The sequence below is a fragment of the Ralstonia soli genome, from assembly GCF_023955655.1.
Lineage (GTDB): Bacteria > Pseudomonadota > Gammaproteobacteria > Burkholderiales > Burkholderiaceae > Ralstonia > Ralstonia soli.
Genome location: NZ_JAMXHT010000002.1, coordinates 191,386 through 217,441 on the forward strand (window position 1 = coordinate 191,386; position 26,056 = coordinate 217,441).

The following is a 26,056-nucleotide window of genomic DNA, read 5'->3' on the forward strand; positions in this document are numbered from 1 at the left end:
TTGCCGGCGCCGATGTTTGAAGCGCCGGCTGTTCGTTTACCGTCGACCCGCGAGATTGCCGCGCATGAACGCCATCCTCCTCATCGAAGACGACTTGCCGCTGGGCACCGCGCTGGCGCGCGCCCTGCGTCAGGCCGGTTACAACGCGACCTGGGTGCGCCGCCTGGTCGATGCGCAGAAGTGGATGACCACCAACACCTTCGAGGCCATCGTGCTCGACCTCGGCTTGCCCGACGGCGAGGGGCACGTGTTCCTGGAAGAACTGCGTGCCGCGCACAGCGACGTGCCGGTCATCATTGCGAGTGCGCGCGATGCATTGTCGGAACGCCTCAAGGGGCTGGACGCCGGTGCGGACGACTTTCTCGTCAAACCGTTTCCGGTGGATGAGTTGATCGCCCGCCTGCGCGCGGTGTTGCGCCGCCATGCGGGGCAGAGCACGAACCAGTGGAACGTCGGCAACCTGGTCGTGGAGCCTTCGCAGAAGCGCGTGACGCAAGACGGCCAGATCATCGAGCTGACCCCGCGCGAATACCAACTGCTGCTCGAACTCGTGCGCCGTGCCCACCGGTGGGTCCCGCGCGAAACGCTCATGGACGCGCTCTACCGCGAAGGTGACAGCGTCAGCGCCAACGCGCTCGAAGTCGTCATCCACCATCTGCGCCGCAAGCTCGGCAACGAGACCATCCAGACCATTCGCGGCGTTGGCTACATGGTCGGCGGCAATCGCGGGGGCAGCCAATGAAGCTGGCGGTTCCGGCCATCCTGCGGGTTCGCTCGCTGTCGTTCCGCATGTATGTGCTGATTCTGCTGGCGCTCGTGTTGATGCTGCTGGTGCAGCTCGTCATCGCGCATCTGGAAATTTCCCGCACCAACAGCCGCCAGGTGGTGAGCGATCTGCGTATGTCCGCGCAGGCCTATGCCGACCTCACCGCGCTCAACATGGGCGACGTGCCGCGCCGCGAAGAATTCCTGCGCCGCCTCACCGACATCAAGCTGGGCCTGTCGTTGCCCAACATCCTGCCCGGCGAATTCCGCTACGTGCTGTGCGACCGCGCCGGCCATGTCATCACGGCGTTCCCGGGCGCGCCCACCATGCCATGCGGCAAGGCGCACGACGCCGTGGTCGAGATCATGCTTGAGGGCAAACCGTGGCGCAGCTATACGGTCGACAGCATCGACGGCAAGCTATCGGCCACCGTGGCGCAGCCGCTGGCCGCGTATGAGCGCGCCATTCGCGACCTTTTCCAGGAAGTGGCAATTGCGCTGGCCATTCTGGCGATCGCGCTGATGGTGATGGTCGGCTGGGCCGCGCATCAGGGCCTCAAGCCGCTGCGCACGCTCACACGGCAGGTCGAGTCGCGCGATTCTGCCGATCTCGACCCCGTGCAAAGCGTGGAGCATGCTGAGCTGAAGCCGCTGGTCGACGCCCTGAACGGCCTATTCGCACGCGTGCGCCGCAGCATTGAAGCCGATCGGCGTTTTTTTGCCGATGCCGCGCATGAACTGCGTACGCCGTTGGCGGCCATTCAGGCGCAGGCCTATGTTGTGTCGCACTCCGATAGCGAGGACGACCGTTCGACCGCGCTGCGCGAGTTCGATCGCGGCATCTCGCGTGCGACGCAGTCCCTGGCCAAGCTGCTCGCCATTGCGCGGCTCGACGCACGCCGTGTCGAAGCGCAACTGGCACAGGGCGCGCTGTCCGACTTGGCCGGCTGTGCGCGCAGTGGCGTGATCCAGCAGGCTTCGCGCGCGGAGCGTCGCAACATCACGCTGTCGTACGAGGGGGCCAATCAGGCGTGGGTCGCGGTGTCCCACGAGGATGCCGCCACGCTGGTGGAAAACGTGCTCGACAATGCCGTGCGCGAAACGCCCAACGGTGGCGAGGTGCGCGTGGCCGTGAAGCGGATCGAGCCGGGCAAGGATGGCGCGACGGTGCCGATGGTCGAACTGCGTATTGAAGACACCGGCCCAGGCATCCCGCCTGACGAACGCGAGCGCGTGTTCGAGCGTTTCTACCGGCCGCGCGAGAGCCAGTCGCAGGGCAGTGGCCTGGGGCTGGCCATCGTGCGCCGCATCGTCGAGCTGGGGAACGGCTCGGTCGCCATCGAAGACGGTCTGCCTCATGCAGGCGGCAGGGGGTGCGCGATCGTGATTCGCCTGCCGGCGCTGGATGCCGCGCCCGAGCTGATCGAGCCCGACGACGTTCCGCCGGGCATGGCCGATACCCCACGCAGCCACTGACTCATACCGCCCTGTCGGTCGTCGATCAGTAGCCGACTGTGAAGCGCTGGCGCGGGTGCGCCGGCGTTTCGGTTTCATCCAGGAAGGCGATGGCGAAGTCTTCCATCGATACCCAGCTCTTGCCGTTGGCATCGACCAGCAGCGTGTCCTTGCCGACGCGGAAGTGCCCCGTGCGCTCGCCCGGCTCGAAGATGGCCGACGGCGATACGAACGTCCAGTTCAGTTCCGTTTCCCCCCGCAGTGCGTTGAGGAAGTCGCGGCCGGCCGAGGCTTCGGCAAAGTATTCCTTCGGAAACTGCGGCGTATCGATCAGCGCCTTGCCGGGGGCAACCTCCAGGCTGCCTGCGCCGCCCACCACCAGCAGGCGCGACACACCGGCTTTCTTCACCGCACTGACGATCTGCTCGGCAGTTGCCTGCTGGAAGCGCACCGTGCTGTAAGCCACATCGTTGCCTGCCAGCGCGGCGGCCAGCGCCGCCTGGTCTGCCACATCGACATCCTTGGCAGTCAGGCCGGCACGTGCCGGCAGCTTGGACGCGGTGCGCGCAATGGCCGTCACCTGATGGCCGCGGCGCAGCGCTTCGTCGATCAGGCGGGTACCCACGCGCCCCGTGGCGCCGATGATTGCGATCTTCATGGTCAAACTCCTATGGAATGGTTTGAGTTGTTGAAACGGAACTGTAATTATTTCAGTTACATATAAGGGCAAAAAAAACGCACCGAGATCCTACGCCCTACGGCGACGGCGCTGCGCGTGTCCTACTTCACCGAGGATGCTCGCGATGGTTTGCGCGGCGAGTTCCGCTTCCAGCGCGGCCTGGGCCCGCTCGGTCACGCGCTCCAGCACACCGGTGATCTCACGGCCGACGGTGCATGCGGGGTTTGGCGCATTGGGCGGCAAGGCGATCAGTACCGGAGATTCCACCGTGCGAAACACATCGAGCAGCGTGATGCGATCGGCCGGCCGTGCCAGCGTTGCGCCGCCCGTCACCCCCATCTGCGAGGTTACGAAGCCCGCGTCAGCCAATTGCGCCACCAGGCGGCGAATCAGTGCCGGGTTGGTCCCCACGCTGCCGGCTATGAGCGACGATGGCACCGGCCCTTCCGCACTGGCGAGCAGGGTCAGGATGTGCACGGCGACGGCGAAGCGGCTACTGGTAGACATGGTGATCGACGTAAACTGTAACTAGTGTAGGAACAGTTTGCGTTGCAGTCAACCCGCTGAGTGTCGTCCGGCTCCGAAGTCAGCCGCGGCCGCCGGCCGATGCTGAAACGCACGCTTTACGTCCCAGTTATTCGTACTCTTACGTCCCCGAGGGGGGAGGGAATACCCTGTCTTTCCATTCTTTGTCATCATTGCATAACATTATCATTGTGTTCTACAAGAGACGAAGGTGAGAAACCCCATGCTTGAGATGACAAGGCTCTCCGGCCAGGCAGCCACAGCCCAAGACGTGATCGCTGCGCTTGAGCGGGATGGCGGGGTGATTGTCGAAGACTTTCTTGCAAGCGAGACCCTCGATGGGCTGCGCAACGATCTGCTCCCGCTCATCGAGCGCCAAGCGGTGGGGCGGGACAGCTTCTCGGGTAACTGCACCCGGCGCCTGTCGCGCCTTTTCAGCCGGACCCGTCATTGCGCGGCGCTCGCCACGCATCCGCTCTACCTGCCGGTGGCCGAGCATTTTCTGGGTAAGCCGCGCGAAGTGTGGGTGGGCGACCGACGCGTGACGCTCACTGCGGGCGTGCGGATTGGGGTGACCCAGGCGATCCAGATCGGCCCTGGCCAGGCCGCGCAGCCTTTGCATCGCGACGACACCGCCTTCATGTGGCGTCACCCCACCGCCGGCCGGGAAGGGCGCGTGCAGATCATTTGCGCGGTCTCGGATTTCACTGCGGAGAATGGCGGTACCCTCGTCATTCCGGGCAGCCATCTTTGGGACGACGATCGCAAGCCCGAACTATCGGAAGCGCAGCCGACCATCATGAAGGCCGGGTCGGCGCTGATCTTTCTCGGCTCGACGTTTCATGCGGGCGGCGCGAATACCACGCAAGGCGAGTACCGGACCGCCGTGGGCATCGCGCTCGACGCGGCGAACGTGCGCCAGGAAGAAAACATGTACCTGTCGATGACACCCGAAGACGTGGCGAGCTACCCCGAGCAGATCCAGCGGCTGCTGGGTTGGTCTGCCGGTGACAACCACATGGGCTGGGTCGAGGTGGATGGACAGATGATCGACCCGATCCATCTGCTGGGCGATCTGGACAGCGCAGCGGTCCGCGGCGTCGGCGCGCGTCGCGATTGATCTCCGGCGCGCGTACCGGCAAAAGCGGCGCGCGCCAATTCAGCGCGTGCGGCGCGCCGCATCCGCCAGCGGCTTCCAGTGCAGGAACCCGAACAGCAGGGTCAGCAGGACGCTATCGAACAGCGGGCCCTTGTGCAGGGCCACCTTCTTGAAGCAGAAGACCACCTCCAGCGCATGTACCGCCAGCAACACCGCCGCCACACTGCGTACCCAGTGGGTGACGTTCGTGTCTAGCGGCAGTGCCGTCAGGTCGCTGCCGATGGCGATGCCGTACACCACAAGCAGCAGCAACTTGTTGGGAAGGTAGAACACGTTGGATTGCCTCTGGAAATGGGAGGGTGTTGATTGGCCCGCCGGCTCAGCGCGCCGCCTTCGCGGCTTCCTGATCCTGAAGCAGACGCCACATGATCTTGCCGGTGCCCGACTTCGGCAGCGATTCGACAAACTCAACGATGCGCGGTGCCTTGTACGCAGCCATGTTCTCGCGCGCCCAGGTGATGATGTCGTCCTCGGTCACGGTTCCCGCGTGTCTTGCGTTACGCACAACGAATGCCTTCACCGTTTCGCCCCGGTGGGCGTCTCGCGCCGCAATCACACAGACTTCCTGAATCGCGGGGTGGTAATACATCATGGTCTCGACCTCCGCCGGCCACACTTTGTAGCCCGACGCGTTGATCATCCGCTTCAGGCGGTCGGCCATGAAGAAGTAGCCGTCCTCGTCCTTTCTTGCCAGATCGCCGGTGCGCAGGAAGCGCTTGCCATCGATCTCGATGAAAGCGTCGTGCGTTGCCTGGGGATTGCGCCAGTACCCTTGCATCAGTTGCGGGCCGTGCGTCACGATCTCGCCAGTCTGGCCGACCGGCATTTCAACAAGCGTCTCCGGATCAACGATCCGGGCGTCGACGTCGAACATGGGAATGCCGAGGCAACTCGACTTCGGCCGTTGCGGCGGGTTGATGTGCGTCGGGGCGATGGTCTCCGACAAGCCGTAGCCTTCGATGTACTCGATGCCGGTCTTGTCCTGCAGCTTCCGTGCGACGGCGTCGGGCATCGCGGCGCCGCCACCGGCCATGACGCGCAGGCTCGACAGATCGTAGTCGTCGAGCTGCGGGTTCGAGAGGAAATCGACGGCCATGGTCGAAATCGACCACCACTCCGTGACACGATGCTGCCCGATCGCGCGCGCGGCGGCGTCGCGGTCCCAGCGCGGTAGTACCACGACGGTTGCCCCGCTGAAGAGCGGCGCGTTCAGTCCGGTCTGCATGCCCGTCACATGGAACAGCGGCAAGACGGACAGCATGATCGAGTCCTGTCTGCCGCCAAACCAATTGACCAATCCGACCGCCGTGCACATCACGCTGCGATGCGTGTGCATGCAGCCCTTCGGCTTGCCGGTCGTGCCGGAGGTGTACGGCATCACGCACAGGTCATCGGGGCCTGCGGTCAACGGGCCCGGCTCCAGGCGCGCGTCGAGCACGTCGGCCCAGTGTGCGATGCCATTGTTGCCTCCGTTGTCGACACGGCGCGGCGCACCGACAAATGCCGGCGGCGTAATGCATGACGGTCGCTTCAGGTAATCGCTGTAGGTCGCGACGATGACGTGCGCGAGCTGTCCATCGGCTTCGCCGGCGAGTGGCGCGATACGTTCGTACAGATCCTGTGCGACGAACGCGGTGCGTGCGCCGCTGTCTTCCACGTAGTGGCGCAGCTCGTCCGTCATGTTCATCGGATTGATGGGCACGACGACCGCATTGGCGCGCAGGATGCCGTAGTAGGCGATCATCCATTGCGGGCTGTTCTGCATGTAGAGCAGGACGCGATCGCCCGCCTTCACACCGCAGCATTGCTGCAGATAGCCGGCGACACGTTCGGTCTCGTCCTTGAATTCAGCGAACGTGACGGGCGTGTCATAGAAGACGATGAACGGCTTGTCGGGGTACCGGGCCGCCGACACCTCCGCGTTGTAGTACAGATTTGTCGCCGGCAACGTCAGATGCGTGGGCAGGTGTGCGGGCCAGTAGGGGGAATGTTCCTGGGTCATGTCTCGACTTCAAAATCGGTATGAATGATCGGTAACGCGATAGGCGCGCCTTATCCCGCAAGGCTTGGGCTCGACAGGGCGCGTGCTGGCGCACGGCGCAGCAACTGCCACCCGAACAGCAGCATCCAGAGCGGCAGAGCGAGAACGACGACTGTCTCGCACGCACTCGCGAGCGCATTGAGGCCCGGGAAGAAGCCGAACATGAAGAACAGGCCGAAGAACCAACCCACGATTCTCAAGAGGATCGTCCCGCCAAAGCCCGCTGCCTTGAGCAGCCGGGCCGCAATCGGCGTCCAGAAGAACACGGAAGGCCCTTCAACCCACCACAGACCGTACTGCGTCGCATGGGCGATGGCCGACCAGACGGTCGCCGCAGCGACCTTCGTGGTCTCGTCCCCTCCTGCATAGATCTGCGCGAGCGGATGGAGGGTCGCCATCTGGAGCACTGCGCCGGTGATGCCGGAGATGACATAGAGCCCAACGGCGAGCGTCACCATGTTGCCGAGCGCACCTAGCTCATCACGGAAGGTATGCAGGAAGTAGCCGCCGATGACGATGAACGGCAGATAGAAACCGAAGACATCGGCAAGCATCCACCAGCGGAACAGGTCGCGCGTTTCCGTGGGCAGCCCCAGCATCGAGGGGCCGTGAAACACCATCTCCATGTCCGAGCCGGCCACGGACAGCGACAAGCCGACGGTGGCATAAGCGACCAGACCGCCGATGATGGAGGTCCAGGCCGTGAAGCGTAAAGCGTTGTTCGATTGCGTGTTCATCGTTCTCAAGGCATGCGGGTTGTCAGGTGGCCGCAGTTGCATGCGCGTTGGCCGCTTCGGCCTGTGCGCGAACCTGGGGCGTGACACGGCTGACGCCGCGAATCAGATCGACGGCTTTCTCGCCGATCATGATGGTGGGCGCGTTGGTGTTGCCGCCGATCAGTGTCGGCATGATCGACGCATCGACAATCCGCAGCCCCTCCAGGCCGTGCACGCGCAGTTGCGCATCGACCACAGCCATGTCGTCCTGGCCCATGCGGCAGGTACCGACGGGGTGGTAGACGGTATCGGTGCGTTGCCGCAGCGTTGCGCGGATGTCGTCGTCGGTCTTCACGTGCGACGTGAAGAGGTCGCGCTTGGCCCATTTGGCGAGGGCGGGTGTCTGCATGAGACCACGCGTGATCTTGAAGCCGGCCACCATGTCCTCCACATCGCGCGGATCGGCGAAGAAGGCCGGGTCGATCACCGGTGCGGCGAGCGGATCGTTGCTGCGCAGCGTGACCGTACCGCGGCTGCGCGGGCGCAGCAGACACACGTGGCAGGAGAACCCGTGGCCCAGATGCATGCGGCGTGCGTGGTTGTCGACCAGCGCCACCACGAAATGCAACTGGATGTCGGGCGCCTCAAGATCAGGGCGCGTCTTCAGGAAGCCGCCACCTTCAGCAAAGTTCGTCGTCAACATGCCGCGCCGCTCGCTTCGGAAGCGCAGGATTTCGCTCAGCATGCGCACGCTGCCGCGCAGCGAGACGCCCAGCGTGTCGAGACTGCTTGTGCTGTAGCCGAAGACGAAGTCGGGGTGGTCCTGCAGATTGCGGCCCACGCCGGGCAGATGCTGCACGGTCTGGATGCCGACGCTTGCGAGCTCTTGCGCCGGGCCGACGCCCGACAACATCAGTAACTGCGGCGTCTGCAACGCGCCGGCGGCCAGCACGACTTCACGGCGCACACGCAGCGTGCGTACCGTGCCGTTCTGCAGCACCTCCACGCCCACGGCGCGCTTGCCTTCGAACAGGATGCGCCGGACCTGCGCGTGGGTTTCCACGGTGAGGTTGGCTCGTTGGCCGATGTGCGGGTGCAGGTACCCTCGCGCCGCGCTCCAGCGTTCGCCCTGCTTTTGCGTGACCTGGTAGATGCCGATCCCTTCCTGCTGCGCGCCGTTGAAATCGTCCGTGATCGGCAGGCCGGCCTGGCGGGCGGCTTCCAGATAGCGCGCCTGGAACGGGTTGTCGGTGCGCAAATCGCTGACATTGAGCGGGCCGTTGCGGCCGTGCCAGGCGTTGTCAAAGCGCTCGTTGTGCTCAGACAAACGGAAGTAGGGCAGCACATCGTCATACGACCAACCGCTGTTGCCGAGCGATGCCCAGTGGTCGTAGTCGCTGCGGTGGCCGCGAATGTAGACCATCGCGTTGATGGCGGAGGAGCCGCCCAGCGCCTTGCCGCGCGGCTGGTAGCCAACGCGGCCGTTCAGCCCTGCTTGCGGCACGGTATCGAACGCCCAGTTGTTGAGCTTGGTCGGCATCATGGCGACCGCGCCCGCCGGCACCTTTACGACCATGCTGTCGCCACGGCCGCCCGCCTCCAGCACGCAGACCGAGACGTTCGGATCTTCGGACAGACGGCCCGCAACCACGGAGCCGCCGGAGCCGCCACCAACGATGATGTAATCGAACTGTTGACTCATGATGTTTCTCTCGACAAGCAGTTGGCGGTCACGCAATGCGTGACAGCACGCGCAGCAACCAGTTGAAGGTGCGACCGTAGGGCGGATGAAACAGCCCTGTGCCGTTCAGGCGGGCCTGGTGGAAGATCGGCTTGAGCTTGCTGAAGGTGTCGAAGCCCCATTTGCCGTGGTAAGCGCCCATGCCGCTCGGGCCCACGCCGCCAAACGGCTGGTCTTCCTGCACCAGATGCCACAGACAGTCGTTGACGGTGACGCCACCCGATACGGTCTCTTGCAGCGCGCGATGGCAGCGCGATGCTTCGTCGCCAAACCAGTACAGCGCGAGCGGGCGGGCGTTGCGCTGGATGTACGCCAGCGCGTCATCGAAGTTCGCGTATTCGACGATCGGCAGTATGGGCCCGAAGATTTCTTCGCGCATGAGCCGTGTGTCGGCTGGCGCGCCAATCACGAGCGTGGGCGGAAACTTGCGGGACGCCGCGTTGAACGGCTCGCCCGCCGGGTTGACTTCGACCACGCGCGCGCCCGCTGCACGCGCTTCGCTGACCATCTCGGCCAGGCGCGCGCGATGGCGTTCACTGATGACGGCCGAGTAGTCCGGGTTGGAGACCAGTCGCGGATAGAGCTTCGCGATGGCCTGCACCAGATGCGAGGCGGTCTTCTCGGCGGTGCCGGCCGGGACCAGCAGATAGTCGGGCGCGACGCAGGTCTGTCCCGCATTCAGTAGCTTGCCGAACGCGATGCGCTGCGCCGCGACGGCCACATTGCACGACGCGTCGAGAATCGCCGGCGATTTGCCGCCGAGTTCCAGCGTGACCGGCGTCAGGTTGGCCGCGGCTGCTTGTGCCACCTGGTACCCCACCTGCGTCGACCCGGTGAAGAACAGATGATCGAACGGCAGGCTGGCAAAGGCCCTGCCGAGTTCGATATCGCCGACCGCGACATCGAGTTCGTCCGGGTTGAACATCTCGCGCGCCATCGAGGCGAGCAGATCGGACAGCCGGGGCGTGAGCTCCGACGGCTTGATCAAGACCCGGTTGCCGGCCGCAAGTGCAGCCAGCGCCGGCGCCAGCGAAAGCTGCAACGGATAGTTCCACGGAGAGATGATCCCCACCACGCCCAACGGCTGCGGCATGAGGCGGTTATGGCCGGGACGGAAATGCAGTGCGGTCGGCACGCGGCGCGTGCGCATCCATTGCTTCAGATGCCGGCGCGCATGCCGGATGCCCGCGCGCACGATAAACACTTCAGTCAGGCGCGTTTCATGCACCGAGCGGCCCTGAAAATCGGCGTCGATGGCGCGCACGATGTCCGTCTCGTGCGTATCGATCCAGGCCGCCAGCCGGTCGAGGCGGGACAGCCGGGTCGCTAGCGTCGGGTAGGGGTCCAACGCAAACGCATGGCGCTGGCGTTCAAAGCTGGCGACAAGCTCGGTCGGGGAGCCTTGCAGCATGGTGTCTCCTATGGACGAGCGTCGTGTATCGCGCGCTCGGTTTTGACGCCGTTGCGGAACGGCGTGTTTTTGTTGTGTTCATGCATGGCCTGCAGCTCGGCGTGGCCGCCGATCCTTGTCGCTGCAGGCCAAAAAAAATGCAGATCAGGCGGAATGCCTGCCGACGCTTGCAAGCTCCGCTGTCGGGCGTGCTGCGTTGCGTCTCGCATGCCCGTCGATCAGGTTGATCAGCAGCGGCACGACGCCATCGGGGATGTCGTGGCCCATGCCGCGGATGGTGACCATCTCTGCGCCGGGAATGGCGGCAGCGGTTGCGGTACCGCCGCTGGGCGATACCATCAGGTCCCGATCGCCGTGCACCACCAGCGTTGGTACCTGGATCCGCTGGATTGCCGCTGTTCTGTCTCCGGACTTGATGATCGCGCCAATCTGGCGGGCCATGCCTTCGTGATCGCGCGCCTGCTGGCCTCTGTCCCACGCATCGGCGGCGTAGGCGCGTCGCGCTGCGTCATTCACGGGATACGTCTGCGTGCCGATGTGGGCCATGATCTGGCTGTAGCGCTGGACGGCTTCGTCACGCGTGCGCGCGGGCGGCTTGGTCAGCATCGACATGCTGGACATGGCCGGCTGGCCGACCTTCCTGGAACCTGTAGTGGAGAAGATCGACGTGAGCGACAGCGTGCGCTGCGGATGGGTGCCAGCAATGATCTGCCCGATCATGCCGCCCATGGACATGCCCACGACGTGCGCGCGTGGCACACGCAGATGGTCGAGTAGGCCCACCGTGTCGGCAGCCATGTCTTCGAGGTCGTAGGCAGAGGGAATGGGCCGTCGCAGAATCTGCCGGAGCAGCCCCGGCGGTTCCTGCGGAATGCGCGACGAGCGGCCCACGTCGCGGTTGTCGAAAACGATGACGCGAAAGCCGCATCGCACCAGGCCGTCGATCAGGCTGGCTGGCCACGATGTCAATTGCAGGCTCAGGCCCGCAATCAGCAGCAGGGGTTCTCCGCTCTCGGGGCCGTACGTGCGGTAGCACAGGCGCACGCCGCTCGGCACATCGCAGAAGGCATCGCGCACTTCATCCATTGCATGGATCGACATGATCAGGCTCCAACGGCGCGACGCGCCTGGGTGGTGCCCACGCCGGTCGCTTGCTGCGCGTGCTGGAAGCGCAGGTACGGGTTTTCGACTGCACCGTCTCGCAGATTCACAACATCGATGTTGTAGTCCTGGGACATGAGCCAGGGCGAGTCCGGACCCTGGCAAGGCAGGCTGTCGATGGAGCGCTTCACGTAGCCGGCGCCGAAATCGAGCAGCGGACGCTTGGGCATGTCAGCGTCAGGAAACTGGGGCGTACAGATGGCGAAACCCGTGCGATCCATGTAGTCGAGCACGCGGCAGAAATGCTGCGCCAGCAACCCCAGCTTGAGCGTCCACGACGAATTCGTATAACCGATGGAAAAGGCGTAGTTCGGTACGCCGCTGAGCATCATGCCTTTGAAGGTCACCGTGCTATGCAGGTCGACAGGCTCGCCATCGACGATCAGCTTGATGCCGCCGAACAGCCGGAGGTTGAGCCCGGTGGCCGTCACGACAATGTCGGCCGGCAGCTCTTGGCCCGATTCGAGCAGGATGCCCGTTTCGGTAAACGTCTTGATACGGTCCGTCACCACCGATGCGCTACCTTCGCGGATGCACTTGAACAGGTCGCCATCGGGCACGGCGCACAGGCGCTGGTCCCACGGGTCGTATGGCGGATTGAAGTGGATGTCGACCGGATAGCCCTTGGGCAGCTGGCGCTTGTTGAGGAAGCGGATGAGGCTGCGCGCGAATTTGGGGCGCGTCTTGCACAGGTGCCAGATGCCGCGCGCAATGGCGATGTTCTTGCGCCGCACGAGCGCATAGGCCCAGGTGTGCGGCATCACCTTGCGCAGCGTGTTGGCGATGATGTCTTCCGAGGGCAGGCTCGCGATATAGGTGGGCGTGCGCTGGAGCATCGTCACGTGCTTGGCCTTCTCGGCCATGGCCGGCAACAGTGTGACGGCGGTGGCGCCGCTGCCGATCACCACGACGTGCTTGCCGGTGTAATCGAGATCTTCCGGCCAGTGCTGCGGATGGACCGTTTGGCCCTGGAAGCGTTCGATCCCTTCCAGCTTGGGGGTGAAACCCTGATCGTGGTGATAGTAGCCAGCGGCACTGAAGAACCATTTGGCCAGAATCGTCCGGCGTTCACCCGTATCAGTGCGCTCGACTTCCACCGTCCACAGCGCTTGCGCGCTCGACCACGATGCCTGAATCACCTTGTGGTTCACGCGGATGTGGCGATCGATCCCATATTCGGCGGCGGTCTCCCGCAGGTAGGAAAGAATCTCCTTGGCCCCGGCAATCGATTTTTTGTACGGCCACGGTTTGAACTCGTAGCCGTAGGTATGCATGTCCGAATCGGACCGGATGCCGGGATAGCGGAACAGGTCCCAGGTGCCCCCGGTTGCCGCACGCGATTCCAGAAGCACGTATGACGTACCCGGGCGTTCAGTCTCCAGGTAACGCGCGACGCCAATGCCGGACAGGCCGGCGCCAGCGATCAGAACGTCCACATGCTCGGTGGGCGGAAGGTGGTGTACGGTCACAGCGTGTCTCCAAATCGCGTCGAATTGCGCGAGCTGGAAGGTATTTTCGTTGGCGGAATCTGGCTAAACAAGGTATGAAGCGCACCATGTTCTATGTGAATTGGTGCAGAATGCACTGAATCTTGTTTTGGGAACGGTCTTGTCATGCCTCAGAATCCAGTCCCGTCCGGTCGGACAAGCTGGCCGCTGCCTTCGCCACGCGTTCAGGAATTGATTCGGCAGGGCGCGGAAATCGCCCTCAATGTGCAGGCGGCGTGGCTGCAGGAGCTGGACCAGGTGAACGTGGCCAGCAGTGAGGTGATGAGCGACCCCGTGGTGGCGGCGGCCATCCGCAGAATCAACCGCAACGCACTGACGCAATGGGTGACCGCCAACATGGAAAACCCCGGCGCACCCGTGCCTCGCTACGAGTCGGCCGATATGCAGAGCACCGCCAGGGAGCTGGTGCGGCGTGGCTTGACCGACCTGGTGTTCGCATCGGCCCGTTCGTCGCAGAGCATGTTGTGGCAACGCTGGATGGAGCTGGCTTTCACCTTGACCGACGATCCCCAGGAGCTGCATGAGCTCCTGATGGTGACATCACGCTCAAGCTTGGCGTTTGTCGACGCCAACATGGAGGGCATGGCCGAACTCCTCCGGGCCGAACGCGAGGCGTATCTGAGGGGCACACATGCCGACCGGCGCGAACTGATCACGCTCATCGTGGAAGGGACGGCCATCGGCGCGCAGGAGGCCAGCAGGCGTTTGGGTTATGCGCTGGATCAACCTCACCATGCGGCCGTCATCTGGAGCGAGGAGGCGGAGGCCGAATCGGGTCTTCTGGAGCAGGCCGCTGAGGCGCTGGCCCAGTGCGCGGACACACGTAACTTGCTCGTCGTCGTCGCGAACACGGCCACGCTGTGGGTCTGGGTCCATGGTGGCGAGCCGGTGGACATGGAATCCTTGCGACGCCGGATCAAGGCCCTGCCGGGTGTGCATATGACCGTGGCGACGGCAGGGCGCGGCATCGAAGGATTCCGTCACGGACACCTGGACGCGCTGGCAACGCAGCGCCTGCTGGGCCGACTGCACACGGGCGCTGGCGTGGTGCATGCGGACGGTATGAGCCTGATCGCGCTGATGACGCAGCACATGGAGTCCGTGCAGCAGTTCATCACGCGCACCCTGGGCGATCTGGCCACCGCCGACAAATCGCTGCGCCAGGCGCTTCGCGTGTTCCTGGCTGAAGGTTGCAACGTCACGGAAGCTGCGGAAAAGGCGCATGTCCACCGCAATACGCTGCTGCGCCGGCTGGAGCGTGCCGAATCGCTCCTGCCTCGCTCGTTGGCGCAGCAGCGGCTGCATGTTGCGGCGGCACTGGAGGTGCTCTATTGGACCGCGGGCGATTACGATTGATCGCCCCACAAGGCGAGGTGTGGCGAACGCGTCGTCCCAACGCCGGAATCGAAGCGCTGGGGCACGTGTTCACCGAGGCAGGGAAATCCCTGCCTTTTTCTTTGCGTCAATCTTTGTCACGATTGCCTAATATTGGTGTTTCGTTCTAAAAAACTGCCGAGCGCTGTCGGGTTCGCTAGTTGGGCGATCTGGACGGCCTGACGGGCAGAAGCGTCGGCGCCCGTACCATTGAAGCGGACGGAAGGCAGTCGATTTGACGATGTATTCCTTTGAAGGGTTACCATGACAACAACACCGCCGTCGGCACGTAAATCCAGTGGTGTTGCGTTTGCCTGTGCAGGCCTTCTGTGGTCGCTCGGGACGCTGATCGTCAATATTCTGCCGGTGGTGTTTCAGGCCCTGCACCAGAGCCGTGGTCTGAGCGAAGACCAGCTTGGTGCGCTGGGTACGGCCTTCGTGCTGGGATCGGGTTTGACCTCTGCGAGCGGCCCCTTCTGGGTGTTCCGCTCAAACATCACGTGGGTGAGCATCGGGGCACTGTTCGCGGCGGCTCTCGGACTGCTGGGCGTCGCCTTCTTGTCGGATGCCAGCAACCAGACGCAGTGGTGGTTCGTCGTCGGCCTGGCAAGCGGTTGTATTTCGACGCCGTCGTTCACGGCGCTCGGTTATGCCGCGAACCCGCTGCGAGCCTATAGCCTTGCGATCTTTGCATCGATTGTGATCGCGGCGCTGGCTTCTTTCGGCTTGCCATTTCTTGCGGTGCCGCCATCTGGAGATCGGGGTGTACTGATGGCAATCGCAGCGGTGTTTGTTCTGGCCACGCCCTGTGCGTTTGCGCTGAGCAAGGTGCGGCTCCAGGCGGCATCTGCGTCGAGCGCGCGTGCGGATACGCCGCGCAATCCGGCGCGCTCCGCCGGATATCGCCTGGCGCTTGCCGCGCCGATCCTGACCGCCGTGGCGGGTTCTGTCTTCACCGGCGTGTTCATGGGTGGCATCTACAACTTTGCCGACGCGATCGCCACGGCCGGCGGCGTCCAAGCGCAAGCGGTGGGTGCGATTGTCGCTATGTCTCTCATCAGTTCGCTTGTCGGGTCGGTCCTGCCGTCGATTCTGGGGGATCGGATTCCCGCCACGGTGCTCATTGGTGTGGCAAGCACCCTTGTCGTCTTGATGTATCCGCTCATGGCAAGCCATTCGGCGACGGCTTTCGGCATCGGCTTCATCATCCACGGGCTGATCGCAACCATGGTCTACACGTACTACCTTGGCGCGGTACGGCGCCTCGATTTCACCGACCGCATCTACGTTGCCTATCCGGCAATGCAAGCGCTTGGCCTTGCCGGCGGAACCGCGTTTGCCGGCTTTCTGCTGGCGCGTTCCACGCCAGCGATGTTGTTTGGCGTGGCATCGGTCCTGGTCATGCTGTCCTGGCTGGCCCTGATTGCCGCCGAGCGGCTTTCGGCACGCTTCTCCGCCCCTTTCAGCAACCATCGTCCACCGAACGCGGCCGAGGTGGTTCCCCAGCATTGAAACAGTCTCAGCACAGAGGATCCGCATGGTAGTGGCCTCTGGCAACGCTGCTGGCTGATTGTTAGTCATGGTTGGCTAGATCGGCCTATATGTCTCGCTTGGTGCGTGGCGAAGGGCGCGCGCCAAGCCGGGGCCATTTCATATCAACTTCAACACCGTGCATCATGAAAACCAAGATCACCGAACTTTTGGGCATCGCGTATCCGATCATCCAGGGGGGGCATGCACCATGTCGGGCTTGCCGAACTGGCAGCAGCCGTTTCCAACGCGGGCGGGCTCGGCATCATCACCGGCCTTACGCAGAGAACACCGCAGGATCTGGCCGCCGAAATCCGGCGTTGCCGCGAAATGACCGACAAGCCGTTCGGCGTGAATCTGACCTTCCTGCCCACAGTCAACTCGCCTGACTATCCCGGCTATATCCGTGCCATCGTCGAAGGCGGGGTGAAGGTGGTGGAAACCGCAGGCAACAATCCGGCGCCCTACCTGGCCTCACTCAAGGAGGCGGGCATCAAGGTGATCCACAAATGCACGTCGGTGCGTCATGCGCTGAAGGCGGAGTCGATCGGTTGCGATGCCGTCAGCGTGGATGGATTTGAATGCGGCGGTCACCCCGGCGAAGACGACATTCCAAACTTCATCCTGCTGCCGCGTGCTGCTGAAGCGCTCAAGATTCCGTTTGTGGCTTCAGGCGGCATGGCGGATGGCCGGTCGCTGGCGGCGGCACTGTCGCTCGGAGCGGATGGCATCAACATGGGCACGCGCTTCGTCGCCACGCAGGAGGCGCCGGTGCACGAGAACGTGAAGCAGGCGCTGGTGGCCGCCACCGAACTGGACACCCGCCTGGTCATGCGTCCGCTGCGCAATACCGAGCGCGTGCTGCGCAATGCTGCGGTCGACCGCATCCTGGAAAAGGAGCGCGCACTGGGCACGGGTGTCAAGTTCGAAGATATCGTCGACGAGGTCGCGGGCGTGTACCCGAAGATCATGAAAGACGGCGCGCTCGACGCAGGCGCGTGGTCGTGCGGTCTGGTCGTCGGCCTCATCAAGGACATCCCGACGGTGAAGGAGCTGGTCGATCGCATTGTGCGCGAGGCGACTGACATCATCAGCGGCCGTCTGGCGCGCATGGTCGTGTGACGACGGGAGTGCGAGATGCCACAGAATTCCGTCCTGCTTGATATTGACACCGAGAGCGGCGTTGCGACCGTTACACTCAATCGGCCCGAAGCCCTCAATGTGCTGGACGACACGCTCTGCGCGCATCTGCACGACGCATTGAGCCAGGTCGAATCGAACAGCGATGTGCGTGCCGTCGTCTTGCAAGGCGCCGGGCCGCACTTCATGGCCGGTGGCGACATCAAGAGCTTTCACGTCACGCTTGACCAGGCGCCCGCCGAACGCCGGCAATGGTTCGAGCAGCTCCTTGCCAGCGCGCATGAATCGATCATCCGGATCCGGCACATGGAGAAGCCGGTGCTTGCCAGCGTGCGGGGGGCGGTTGCCGGTTTTGGGTTGTCGCTGATGAACAGTTGCGATCTGGCCGTCGCGGCGGACGATGCCTACTTCACGATGGCCTACTGCAACATCGGCACCAGCCCGGATGGCAGCGGCACCTATGGCCTGCCGCGCATCGTCGGCCTGAAGCGGGCCATGGAGATCGCGCTGTTGGGCGAGCGTTTCGACGCGCGGCAGGCGTTTGAACTGGGTCTGGTCAATCGCATCGTGCCCGCGACGGCATTGGCAGACACCACCCGCTCGCTTGCGGTGCGTCTTGCCGCGGGGCCGACGCGGGCGCTGGGCCGGACCAAGCGGCTGCTGAATGAATCGCTCAGCCGCACGCTCATCGAGCAATTGCTGGCGGAACAGGTGAGTTTTGCCCGCTGCGCGATGGAGCCGGATTTCGAATGCGGCGTGCGTGCGTTCGTCGAGAGGCGCAAACCGGTGTTCAACGGCCGGTGAGTGTCTCCGCAGGATTGCTCCCAATGTGAACCGAGTCTGGAAAAGACAGATCACGGTTCGAAAATGACAAGTCTTGGCATGGGCGCCCTCTACAGAATAAGCCCCCAGGAGGCGACCTTTATCCGCCACGGATGAAGGTACGAAAGAGGGCATGCCCGTGTCGCTCCAACCGAGCGGCGCCCGCGCATGGGCAGCAGCAAGACATGCTGAGTGCCCCATGCGCCGAGCTGGTTGGCCCCCCCTTCGAAATCAGAGCCTGCAGTGCTCGTCTGTCAAAGAGCGAGTTGGCGTCTTGCGCTCAAATTCGTGGCACCGGGCATGACGAGCACAAAGACATGATCTGCCGTACGAGGAGCATTCGATGATGACGCAGGGCGAGATGAACGCAGCACCACTGGCATCGAGATTCTGGAACCGTGAACTCACGGTGTATCCCGATCAGACAGCGCGCCGTTTGTATCTGCTGTTGGTCGTGCTCATTACGGTTGTCTTGTATTACGAGCTCTACGTTGGCGGCGGTGTGGCCACCCTGATGATGGCCGACCTCAATATCCCGTTTGAAGTCTTCGTGTATGTGACGGCGATCAGCAACCTGCTGGGCGCTTTCGCATCGTTGGTTGCCGGTCTTGCCGATCGCTTCGGGCGTGCCAATCTGGTGATCTACGGACAATTGCTTGCGGCGTTGATCACGCTCTTTTGGATGCCGAATGTCACCAGCATGGTGAGTTGGGGAATCGCGCTTTCTGCAGTCGCTTTTGTCGAGGGCATTGTACTGGTGGCCACGCCGGCGCTGGTTCGGGATTTCTCCCCGCAGGTGGGGCGCGCTGCCGCCATGGGCTTCTGGACGATCGGGCCCGTGCTCGGCAGCCTGGCGGTGAGCGGGGTGGTCACGCTGACCTTGCCGCACTACCGCACCTGGCAGAGCCAGTACATCATCGCCGGCGCGCTTGGGCTTGTCCTTTTTGTACTTTCGCTGCTGTTTCTCAGGGAGTTGACCCCGAGCTTGCGCGATCAATTGATGGTGAGCGAGCGTGACCGCATGCTGGTGGAGCTGAAGGCCAAGGGCCTGAATGTCGCCGCGTCGCTGGCGCATCCGTGGCGCCAGGTCTTGCGCGTGGACATCATCGCTTCGGCATTGGGTGTGTCGATGCTGCTGTTCTTCTACTACACGATGGTGGGTTTCGGGGTGATCTACCTCGTCACGATCTTCCAGTACAGCGTGGACGAGGCCAATGCGCTCTTCAATTGGACCTGGGCAACGGAAGGGGCTGCGCTTGTCGCCGCGGGGCTGTTGTCCGATCGGCTGCGAGTCCGCAAGCCGTTCATGCTGGTGGGGGCCATCGGCTTCTGTGCGCTGGTGTGGCTGTGGCTTCAGATGCTCCAGGCAGCCGAAAAGCCGTCGATCGGCACGTTGACCGTGATCTCCAGTTGCCTGATCTCGTTCTCGGCCATGGCCTACGTGACATGGATGGCCAGCTTCACTGAGACGATCGAGGCACACAACCCAGCGCTCACGGCGATTGGGCTCGCACTCTGGGGCTGGATTATCCGCGTTGCCGTCAGCGCATGCTTTGTGCTGCTGCCCTCGGTCGTGACGTCGATGAACCCCTTGCTCGGGGCCGGCCCTGTCCTTGCTGCCTATGAGAAGGCCGTGGCAGACAAGGTGCCGCCGTCAGCGGAGCTATTGGCAGCGCTCGGTCAGGTGAAGCAAGCGGCTGTCGCCGCACCCGCCGAATGGCGAACCTGGTATTGGATCTGCATCGGAGCGGGACTGTTCTTTACTGCGACGATTTCTGTGATGCGAGGCCGCTGGAGCCCGGTTGCTGCCAAACGCGACCAGGAAGCGCATGACGCTGTGGTTGCACGGGAGCTTGCGAAGCTGCGCGAATCGTCGGGGCTCGCGCAGCAAGACGCAGCGTAATGGCGCCAGCCGCCACCCGCGCGCGTACGTTGTCTGCCGGATGCGCCTGTCACACACATCGCCACCCTCCAGGAAGCAGGGGGCCTCAATGGAATCCCCGTTCTTGCTGATGGACAAGGCGCTCACGCAGATGCAACGGTGGACATGCAGCCAAACAGCCGAAGCGAGGAAGCGCGGCGACTACTCCCCCGCGTTGGCGGCACGGCGATAGTCGGATGGGCTGACCCCGTTGGCCCGACGAAACGCGCGGCTAAAATTCGCCACATCAGTAAAGCCGAGCCGGTACGCAATCTGCGAGATCGGGAGCGTTTCATCGAGGAGAAGTTCGCGGGCGCGCCCGTTGCGCACATCGGTGGCTAGGTCGCGAAGGCTGCTTCCTTCTTTCTTCAGCTGGCGGTCCAGCGTGCGCGGCGAGATGCCGAGGAACCTTGCCAGGTCCTCCAGCGTGGGTTGGTTGTCTTCCGCTTCGCGCAGCATCATGAGGACCCAGTTGGTCCAGCCGAGCTGGTCGCCAGACTGCTGCAGCAGTGCCTCGCATCGCTCTTCGGCCATGCGCACGGCGTGCTCGTTGGCCATCGGAAGCCGCGCGTCGAGGCTCCATGTATCTGCCACCAGGCGGACTTCGGGTAATGGCGAGGCGCCGAAATGCACACGGGCGGGTGCCAGTTCCCGATAGCGCTCGACATGCGCCGGCGCCTCCATCGACAGGTAAATGTCGTACACCGGTGAAGGGTTCTGCAACAGCGGCGTGCATTGGAAGTGGGTCGCCACAGCCATGAGTTCCTGCAGCAGATTGAGGGTCTGCGCGCCCATGGGCTGCGCCGGTCTGTAGATGATCTCCATGCGATTGCCGGTGCGCTGGTAAATCATCCGGAACATCGGCGTGAGCAGCTTGAAATAGCGGGCACACTGGCGCAGTGACTGATCGAGCGTCGCGTACGACAGCATCGCGTAGCCGAGGATGCCATGCGAATTCTGCGTGATGCGCCGTCCCCATTCGAAGCCGATATCGGTACGCCCAGTCAGGCGGAAGGCTTCCGAGAGCAAGCGCTCATATTGCTGCGTATTGAGGGCGAAATCCGTTTCCCTGAAACGCTCAGAATCGATATCGGCCGCGTGCAGCAGCGCATCGAGCGATGTGCCGGCGGATTTCAGGTAATCCCCCATCAGCAGCCAGTAGCGGGCCGGTATCAAAGGGCGAAGGGTGGGTTTCATTGTCCGTTGCTCTGTCATGCGTTGACGCACGAGTCCACAGCCACAGCGGTGTCTATAAAGGACAAGTCATGGTTTGAAAATGACAAGCCCGCGCGCGGGCTGTCCTCGCAGAATGGGTGCACACAGAAGCGTTCCATCCAGTCCGGATGAGAGCACTCGAAAGGAGACGGTCCATGTTGCTTCAACCCATCAGCGCTGATTCCATGCTCTGCGGCGACACCCGCTGGGCGCGCCTTGCGCCGCGTGCCAATCACGCGATGATCCCGGATTTCAAAGCCCGTCTGGTACGGGGAGAAACCACTACCTAGCCGAAGTCGCGTGCCGAATTGCAAATGAGGCGCCTTCCTCTCGCGTATGCGATGCGGTGGAGGGCCTCCATGGCCAAGTCTTCCCACGCCACGTCGATGCCATCGATAGAGCGGCAAGACGCAGGCGCTGAACGTGCATCCGCGTTCTCTCTCGCCATTTGCAACGGCGCACGCGATCTGTCGCCAAATCGCCCAGAAAACTTAACAGCCACGGCTCGCCGCGTGCGGTGGGCTACGTGTGGTGTGGCTCAAGGAGTGGTAAGCATGCATGAATGGATGAATGACAATCGACGCGCAGCACTACGTGCAATCTGCGACACAGTGGTCCCGGCAATTGAACATGCCGATGACGCGGACGGCTTCTGGGCGCGTCGTGCCACCGACGTCGGCGCCGATCAGGCGATCGTCGCGATGCTGGCAGCGATGCCGCCCGATGCACGCAATGGCTTGCTGGGCTTGATCGACGGCCTGGCTGCGCAGGGCATTGTTAGCGCATCACAACTGTCGCGCGAACAGATCCTGTCCCGTACGGCGATGCTCGGCGCAATGGCGATGGTCGGCATCAACGCGCTGACGGCGCTTGTGCGCTACGCGACGTATGGCTTGCCAGACGCCTCGGGAAAAAACCCGTTCTGGAAACATTGGGGGTACCCGGGCCCGGTCAGCGCGCCTGTGCAGGCAGAAAAGCCGATCCGGCCGGTCGTGCCCAAGGGCGACGTCACCGTCCACGCAGATGTGGTTGTGGTCGGCTCGGGAGCGGGCGGCGGCGTGATGGCGGGCAAGCTGACGCAGGCCGGTCTGAAGGTGGTCGTGCTCGAAGCCGGCGGCTACTTCAATGAATCGGATTTCAATCAGAGCGAACCCTGGGCACTCCAGAACCTCTATTGGCGCGGTGGTTCCACGTCGACTGCGGACATGAACGTCTCGATGCTGGCTGCTGCGACGCTCGGCGGAGGCACCACGGTCAACTGGAGCAATTGTCTGCGCACGCGTGCCTGGGTGCGCGATGAGTGGGCGCGCGAGCATGGGTTGGACGGTGTAGATGGACCGGATTTCGAGCGGCATCTTGACGCGGTTTCACAGCGTATTGGGGTCAACGACCAGTGTTCCGATCTGAATGGCCCAAACCAGCGGGTCAAGGACGGCGCGGACAAGCTCGGGTGGTCCTTCAAGCTGCTGTCGCGCAACGCGGACAAGGCAACGTACGATCCGGAAAACGCCGGCTACATGGCCTTCGGAGACCAGTCGGGCTCCAAGCTTGGGACCATGAGGACCTATCTGCAGGATGCGTTCGACGGCGGCGCCGACATCATCGTGCGCTGCCGTGCCGACCGCGTGCTCGTGGAAGGTGGCCGCGCCGCGGGTGTCGATGCCACGTACCGCGATCCGGCAACCGGCGCGACCGCCAAGGTCACCGTGCGGGCGCCGCGTGTGGTGGTTGCGGGCGGAACGCTCGAATCGCCGGCGTTGCTGCTGCGTTCCGGCATCGGCGGTCCGGCTGTCGGCAACTACTTGCGGCTGCATCCCGTTGCCATTATTTCGGCTGAATACCAGGCGCCGCAGAACGCGTGGTGGGGCGCACCAATGACCGGCATGATCAACGAGTTCGAGCATCCGGAGAACGGTTATGGCTTCCTGATCCAAACGCCGTTTTTCGGCGCGGGCACGACAGCCGCCTCCATGCCGTTCACGACGGCTGCCGCGCACAAGGCGGCGATGCACCGGGTGGGTTACAGCTCGGCCACCATCGGCCTGACGCGTGATCACGGGCACGGCCGGATCACGATCGACGCGAACGGCGAGGCCGTACCGACCTACGCGGTGACGGACTCGCTGGACATTGCCAACCTGCGCAAGGGCGTGGAAACACAGGTCCGCATGCACCACGCGGCCGGCGCACTCAAGATCACCGCGCTGGCTGCAGGGGCGCCAGCCTGGCGCTGGGGCGACGACCTCGAGGCCTACATCGCCAGGCTTCAACGTATCCCGTTCCGCCTGGGCGGATTCCAACTGTTTTCTGCGCACCAGATGGGTACCTGCCGCATGGGCAAGGACCCGAGGACCAGCGTGGCTGGCCCGTTTGGTGAGTTGCACGATACGCCCGGCGTGTGGATCGGCGATGCCAGCGCGTTCCCCACCTCATCCGGAACCAATCCGATGCTTTCAACGATGGCGCTTGCCCATCGCACTGCCGAAGCGATCATTGCGGCCCGCATTCCGGCGGCCAGCACGCTCGGCACGGTACAGGCCTGAAGGAGACCACCCCATGGATGCAACCACTGCCAACGTCCGCCACAACCGCTTCTACATCGGCGGCGAATGGGTCGACCCCGCACCGGGCTATGCAGCACACGACGTGATCAATGCTTCGACAGAAGACATCATCGCCACGATTCCGCTCGGAACCGCGGCGGACGTGGACCGCGCTGTCGCCGCGGCCCGCAAGGGTTTCGAGGTGTGGTCGCAATCTGACCTGAAAACCCGCTCCGAGGCGTTGACGGGGATTCACGCCAAGCTGGCCGAACGCAGCAACGAGATTGCGACCGTGATCTCGCGTGAGATGGGCATGCCGTTGCCCGTGTCGGGCCTGCTCCAGGCGGGTCTTCCGCAGTGGTCCTTCGCAACGATGGCCAAGCTCGTGCACGAGTTTGACTGGGAGGAAACCGTCGGCAATTCGCTGATCGTGCGCGAGCCGATCGGCGTGGTTGGAGCGATCACGCCGTGGAACTATCCGCTGCACCAGGTGGCCGCGAAGGTCGCGCCCGCCATTGCGGCCGGTTGCGCGATCGTACTGAAGCCCAGCGAAGTGGCGCCGCTGTCGTCGTTCCTGCTTGCAGAGATCATCGACTCGGTCGGACTGCCGGCTGGCGTGTTCAACCTGGTGACGGGAGCGGGGCCCGTGGTGGGGGAGGCACTCGCCATGCACCCAGACGTCGACTGATTTCGCTCACAGGCTCGACGCGTGCGGGCCGGCGCGTGAGCGAGCTTGCCGCGCACACCATCAAGCGGGTGTCGCTGGAGCTGGGTGGAAAATCAGCGAACATCATTCTGGATGACGTGGGTGAAGACCTGCAGGCGGCCGTCATCGATGGCATCCAGAAGTGCTTCCTCAACTCCGGCCAGACCTGCACGGCGTTCACGCGCATGCTGGTGCCCCGCCGCCTGTTGACCGATGTGGAGGCGATCGCGAAGGCAGCCGCCGAGTCCGCCAAGCTCGGGGATCCGTTTGCCCCGGGCACGGATCTTGGCCCGATGGTGACGCGGGGCCATCTTGAAACCGTGCGCAGCTACATTCGCAAGGGTATTGAAGAAGGTGCGCGGCTGATCTGCGGCGGCCCGGAGCCGGTGGAAGGGCTGGGCAAGGGCTGGTTCGTCAAGCCGACCGTTTTCTCCGCTGTCGAACCCGGCATGACGATCGAGCAGGAAGAGATCTTCGGTCCCGTGCTGGCGATCATTCCCTACGACCGTGAGGAAGACGCGATCCGCATTGCGAACGACTCGATCTATGGTCTTTCGGGCGGCGTCTGGAGCCGAGACCCCGCACGCGCTGAACGGGTAGCTCGCCGCATGCGCACGGGCATGGTCGATATCAACGGCGCAGCGTTCAATCCGATGCAGCCATTCGGCGGCTACCGGCAATCAGGCAATGGCCGCGAACTCGGCACGCATGGGCTGGCGGAGTTCACGGAAATCAAGGCGATCCAGCGCTGACGGGGCCAACCCGTCCTGAGTATTCCAAGCCAAACACAACAAAAGATAGACCGACGGCGCAGGCCTCAAGCCACGCGCCGCGGCCTGTCGCGTCTTTTCTACTCAAGGAGTCATGCGTGGCACTGCCCAACGTTAACCATCAGTCGTTTCTACTGACCATCAATCGTCACCGGGACGGCGAAATCAAGAATGCAGCCCCTGGCTTGCACATCACACCGTGCTTCCTCGATGCCGAGAACGGCGTCTGGGTGCTGTACGCGCGCTTTGATGCCGGCACTCTCCTGCCGAAGCATTTCCATACCGGAACGGTGCACTTCTATACGACGGCCGGTGCCTGGAACTATGTGGAGTATCCGGACGACGTGCAGACCGCTGGTTCGTACCTCTTTGAGCCGGGCGGTTCCGTCCATACCTTCTCGAGCAAAGACGGCGCTGAGGGTTTCATGGTCGTGCACGGCGCGAACGTGAACTTCGACCAGGACGACAACTACATGGACATCATGGACGCTGGTGTCATCGAGCAGGCGCTGCATGAAGTGGCCAAGGCCACCGGGCAAACCATGCCGCGCTACATCCGCCCAGGCGGCGGTGCCCGATTCAGCAAGTGAGGAGCGGTGGTGGGAGCGCTTCGTGATAGCCGGTGTCCAGCGAACCCGCATGGTGTGAATCCCACTCGCGAGTGTGGTTTTGCACCAGTTCAACGAAAGCGGTTGTTCCGACACGGAATTGGCTGGCGTCTACGGAACCAGAACGGGGAACTTAAGTGCTGCAATCGTTTGCGACGAGGCCTCTTCTGCTCTTCTTTGGCGCATGCAAAAAAGGCAGGGAAATCCCTGTCTTTTTCTTTTGTCATATCTTTATCATAGTTGCCTAACTTTGGTGATTTGTTCTA

Annotated in this window: 20 protein-coding genes and 2 pseudogenes; 12 read left to right on the plus strand and 10 right to left on the minus strand. The window is 63.4% G+C overall.

Going from position 1 to position 26,056, the window contains the following annotated elements:
• The first annotated feature begins 64 nt into the window (after positions 1–64).
• Together NG900_RS04730 and NG900_RS04735 are read left to right on the plus strand one after the other, a co-directional pair.
• Positions 65–742: a response regulator gene (locus tag NG900_RS04730; RefSeq protein WP_252677270.1), complete on the plus strand. Its 678-nt coding sequence runs from the start codon at positions 65–67 to the stop codon at positions 740–742.
• The gene (locus tag NG900_RS04735; protein WP_252677272.1) at positions 739–2,241 is read left to right on the plus strand and encodes an ATP-binding protein; all 1,503 of its coding nucleotides are present in this window, start codon (positions 739–741) and stop codon (positions 2,239–2,241) included. The genes NG900_RS04730 and NG900_RS04735 overlap by 4 nt, the downstream gene beginning before the upstream one ends.
• Positions 2,242–2,266: 25 nt before the next feature.
• Here NG900_RS04735 and NG900_RS04740 read toward each other — a convergent pair whose 3' ends face one another.
• Both NG900_RS04740 and NG900_RS04745 read right to left on the minus strand, forming a co-directional pair.
• Positions 2,267–2,878 carry an NAD(P)-dependent oxidoreductase gene (locus NG900_RS04740; RefSeq protein WP_252677274.1) on the minus strand — a complete coding sequence of 204 codons (612 nt, stop codon included), beginning with the start codon at positions 2,876–2,878 and terminating at the stop codon, positions 2,267–2,269.
• 90 nt (positions 2,879–2,968) lie between these two features.
• Positions 2,969–3,406 (minus strand): Rrf2 family transcriptional regulator, encoded by a 438-nt coding sequence (locus tag NG900_RS04745; RefSeq protein WP_252677276.1) that lies wholly within the window; start codon positions 3,404–3,406, stop codon positions 2,969–2,971.
• A gap of 241 nt (positions 3,407–3,647) precedes the next feature.
• Here NG900_RS04745 and NG900_RS04750 point away from each other — a divergent pair, with 241 nt between their 5' ends.
• Positions 3,648–4,544, plus strand: coding sequence for a phytanoyl-CoA dioxygenase family protein (locus NG900_RS04750; protein ID WP_252677277.1), 897 nt, complete (start codon positions 3,648–3,650; stop codon positions 4,542–4,544).
• 39 nt (positions 4,545–4,583) lie between these two features.
• Here NG900_RS04750 and NG900_RS04755 read toward each other — a convergent pair whose 3' ends face one another.
• The 7 genes from NG900_RS04755 to NG900_RS04785 all read right to left on the minus strand — a co-directional run bounded on the left by NG900_RS04755 (position 4,584) and on the right by NG900_RS04785 (position 13,122).
• Positions 4,584–4,856, minus strand: a complete 273-nt coding sequence (locus tag NG900_RS04755) for a hypothetical protein (protein WP_252677279.1) — start codon at positions 4,854–4,856, stop codon at positions 4,584–4,586.
• Positions 4,857–4,902: 46 nt separating this feature from the next.
• Positions 4,903–6,585 carry a long-chain fatty acid--CoA ligase gene (locus NG900_RS04760; RefSeq protein ID WP_252677281.1) on the minus strand — a complete coding sequence of 561 codons (1,683 nt, stop codon included), beginning with the start codon at positions 6,583–6,585 and terminating at the stop codon, positions 4,903–4,905.
• A 50-nt stretch (positions 6,586–6,635) separates the two neighbouring features.
• Positions 6,636–7,361 carry a hypothetical protein gene (locus NG900_RS04765; RefSeq protein ID WP_252677283.1) on the minus strand — a complete coding sequence of 242 codons (726 nt, stop codon included), beginning with the start codon at positions 7,359–7,361 and terminating at the stop codon, positions 6,636–6,638.
• Positions 7,362–7,383: 22 nt separating this feature from the next.
• Positions 7,384–9,042, minus strand: a complete 1,659-nt coding sequence (locus tag NG900_RS04770) for a GMC family oxidoreductase (protein ID WP_252677285.1) — start codon at positions 9,040–9,042, stop codon at positions 7,384–7,386.
• 28 nt (positions 9,043–9,070) lie between these two features.
• On the minus strand, positions 9,071–10,492 hold the full coding sequence (locus NG900_RS04775; protein WP_252677287.1) for a coniferyl aldehyde dehydrogenase: 1,422 nt from the start codon (positions 10,490–10,492) through the stop codon (positions 9,071–9,073).
• A 144-nt stretch (positions 10,493–10,636) separates the two neighbouring features.
• Positions 10,637–11,593, minus strand: coding sequence for an alpha/beta fold hydrolase (locus NG900_RS04780; protein ID WP_252677289.1), 957 nt, complete (start codon positions 11,591–11,593; stop codon positions 10,637–10,639).
• A gap of 2 nt (positions 11,594–11,595) precedes the next feature.
• Positions 11,596–13,122 (minus strand): flavin-containing monooxygenase, encoded by a 1,527-nt coding sequence (locus NG900_RS04785; RefSeq protein ID WP_252677290.1) that lies wholly within the window; start codon positions 13,120–13,122, stop codon positions 11,596–11,598.
• Positions 13,123–13,266: 144 nt separating this feature from the next.
• On the opposite strand from NG900_RS04785, the gene NG900_RS04790 reads away from it, so the two are divergent.
• The 5 genes and pseudogenes from NG900_RS04790 to NG900_RS04810 all read left to right on the plus strand — a co-directional run bounded on the left by NG900_RS04790 (position 13,267) and on the right by NG900_RS04810 (position 19,930).
• Positions 13,267–14,517, plus strand: coding sequence for a PucR family transcriptional regulator (locus NG900_RS04790; protein ID WP_252677292.1), 1,251 nt, complete (start codon positions 13,267–13,269; stop codon positions 14,515–14,517).
• A 282-nt stretch (positions 14,518–14,799) separates the two neighbouring features.
• A complete protein-coding gene (locus NG900_RS04795) occupies positions 14,800–16,047 on the plus strand; it encodes a hypothetical protein (RefSeq protein WP_252677294.1) in 1,248 nt (415 codons plus the stop codon).
• Positions 16,048–16,211: 164 nt separating this feature from the next.
• Positions 16,212–17,187, plus strand: a pseudogene (locus tag NG900_RS04800) (NAD(P)H-dependent flavin oxidoreductase).
• Between the two features lie 15 nt (positions 17,188–17,202).
• Entirely contained in the window at positions 17,203–18,009 is an 807-nt protein-coding gene (locus tag NG900_RS04805; protein ID WP_252677296.1) for an enoyl-CoA hydratase, read from the plus strand.
• Positions 18,010–18,370: 361 nt separating this feature from the next.
• Positions 18,371–19,930 carry an MFS transporter gene (locus tag NG900_RS04810; RefSeq protein ID WP_252677298.1) on the plus strand — a complete coding sequence of 520 codons (1,560 nt, stop codon included), beginning with the start codon at positions 18,371–18,373 and terminating at the stop codon, positions 19,928–19,930.
• Positions 19,931–20,110: 180 nt separating this feature from the next.
• Here NG900_RS04810 and NG900_RS04815 read toward each other — a convergent pair whose 3' ends face one another.
• Positions 20,111–21,145, minus strand: coding sequence for an AraC family transcriptional regulator (locus tag NG900_RS04815; RefSeq protein WP_252677300.1), 1,035 nt, complete (start codon positions 21,143–21,145; stop codon positions 20,111–20,113).
• Between the two features lie 173 nt (positions 21,146–21,318).
• On the opposite strand from NG900_RS04815, the gene NG900_RS26585 reads away from it, so the two are divergent.
• From NG900_RS26585 to NG900_RS04830, 4 genes and pseudogenes are all read left to right on the plus strand, one after another.
• The gene (locus NG900_RS26585) at positions 21,319–21,453 is read left to right on the plus strand and encodes a hypothetical protein (protein WP_289813669.1); all 135 of its coding nucleotides are present in this window, start codon (positions 21,319–21,321) and stop codon (positions 21,451–21,453) included.
• A 264-nt stretch (positions 21,454–21,717) separates the two neighbouring features.
• Positions 21,718–23,706 carry an FAD-dependent oxidoreductase gene (locus tag NG900_RS04820; protein ID WP_252677301.1) on the plus strand — a complete coding sequence of 663 codons (1,989 nt, stop codon included), beginning with the start codon at positions 21,718–21,720 and terminating at the stop codon, positions 23,704–23,706.
• Positions 23,707–23,719: 13 nt separating this feature from the next.
• A pseudogene (locus NG900_RS04825) lies at positions 23,720–25,164 on the plus strand (aldehyde dehydrogenase family protein).
• 116 nt (positions 25,165–25,280) lie between these two features.
• A complete protein-coding gene (locus NG900_RS04830) occupies positions 25,281–25,772 on the plus strand; it encodes a 2,4'-dihydroxyacetophenone dioxygenase family protein (protein ID WP_252677303.1) in 492 nt (163 codons plus the stop codon).
• The last annotated feature ends 284 nt before the right edge of the window (positions 25,773–26,056 follow it).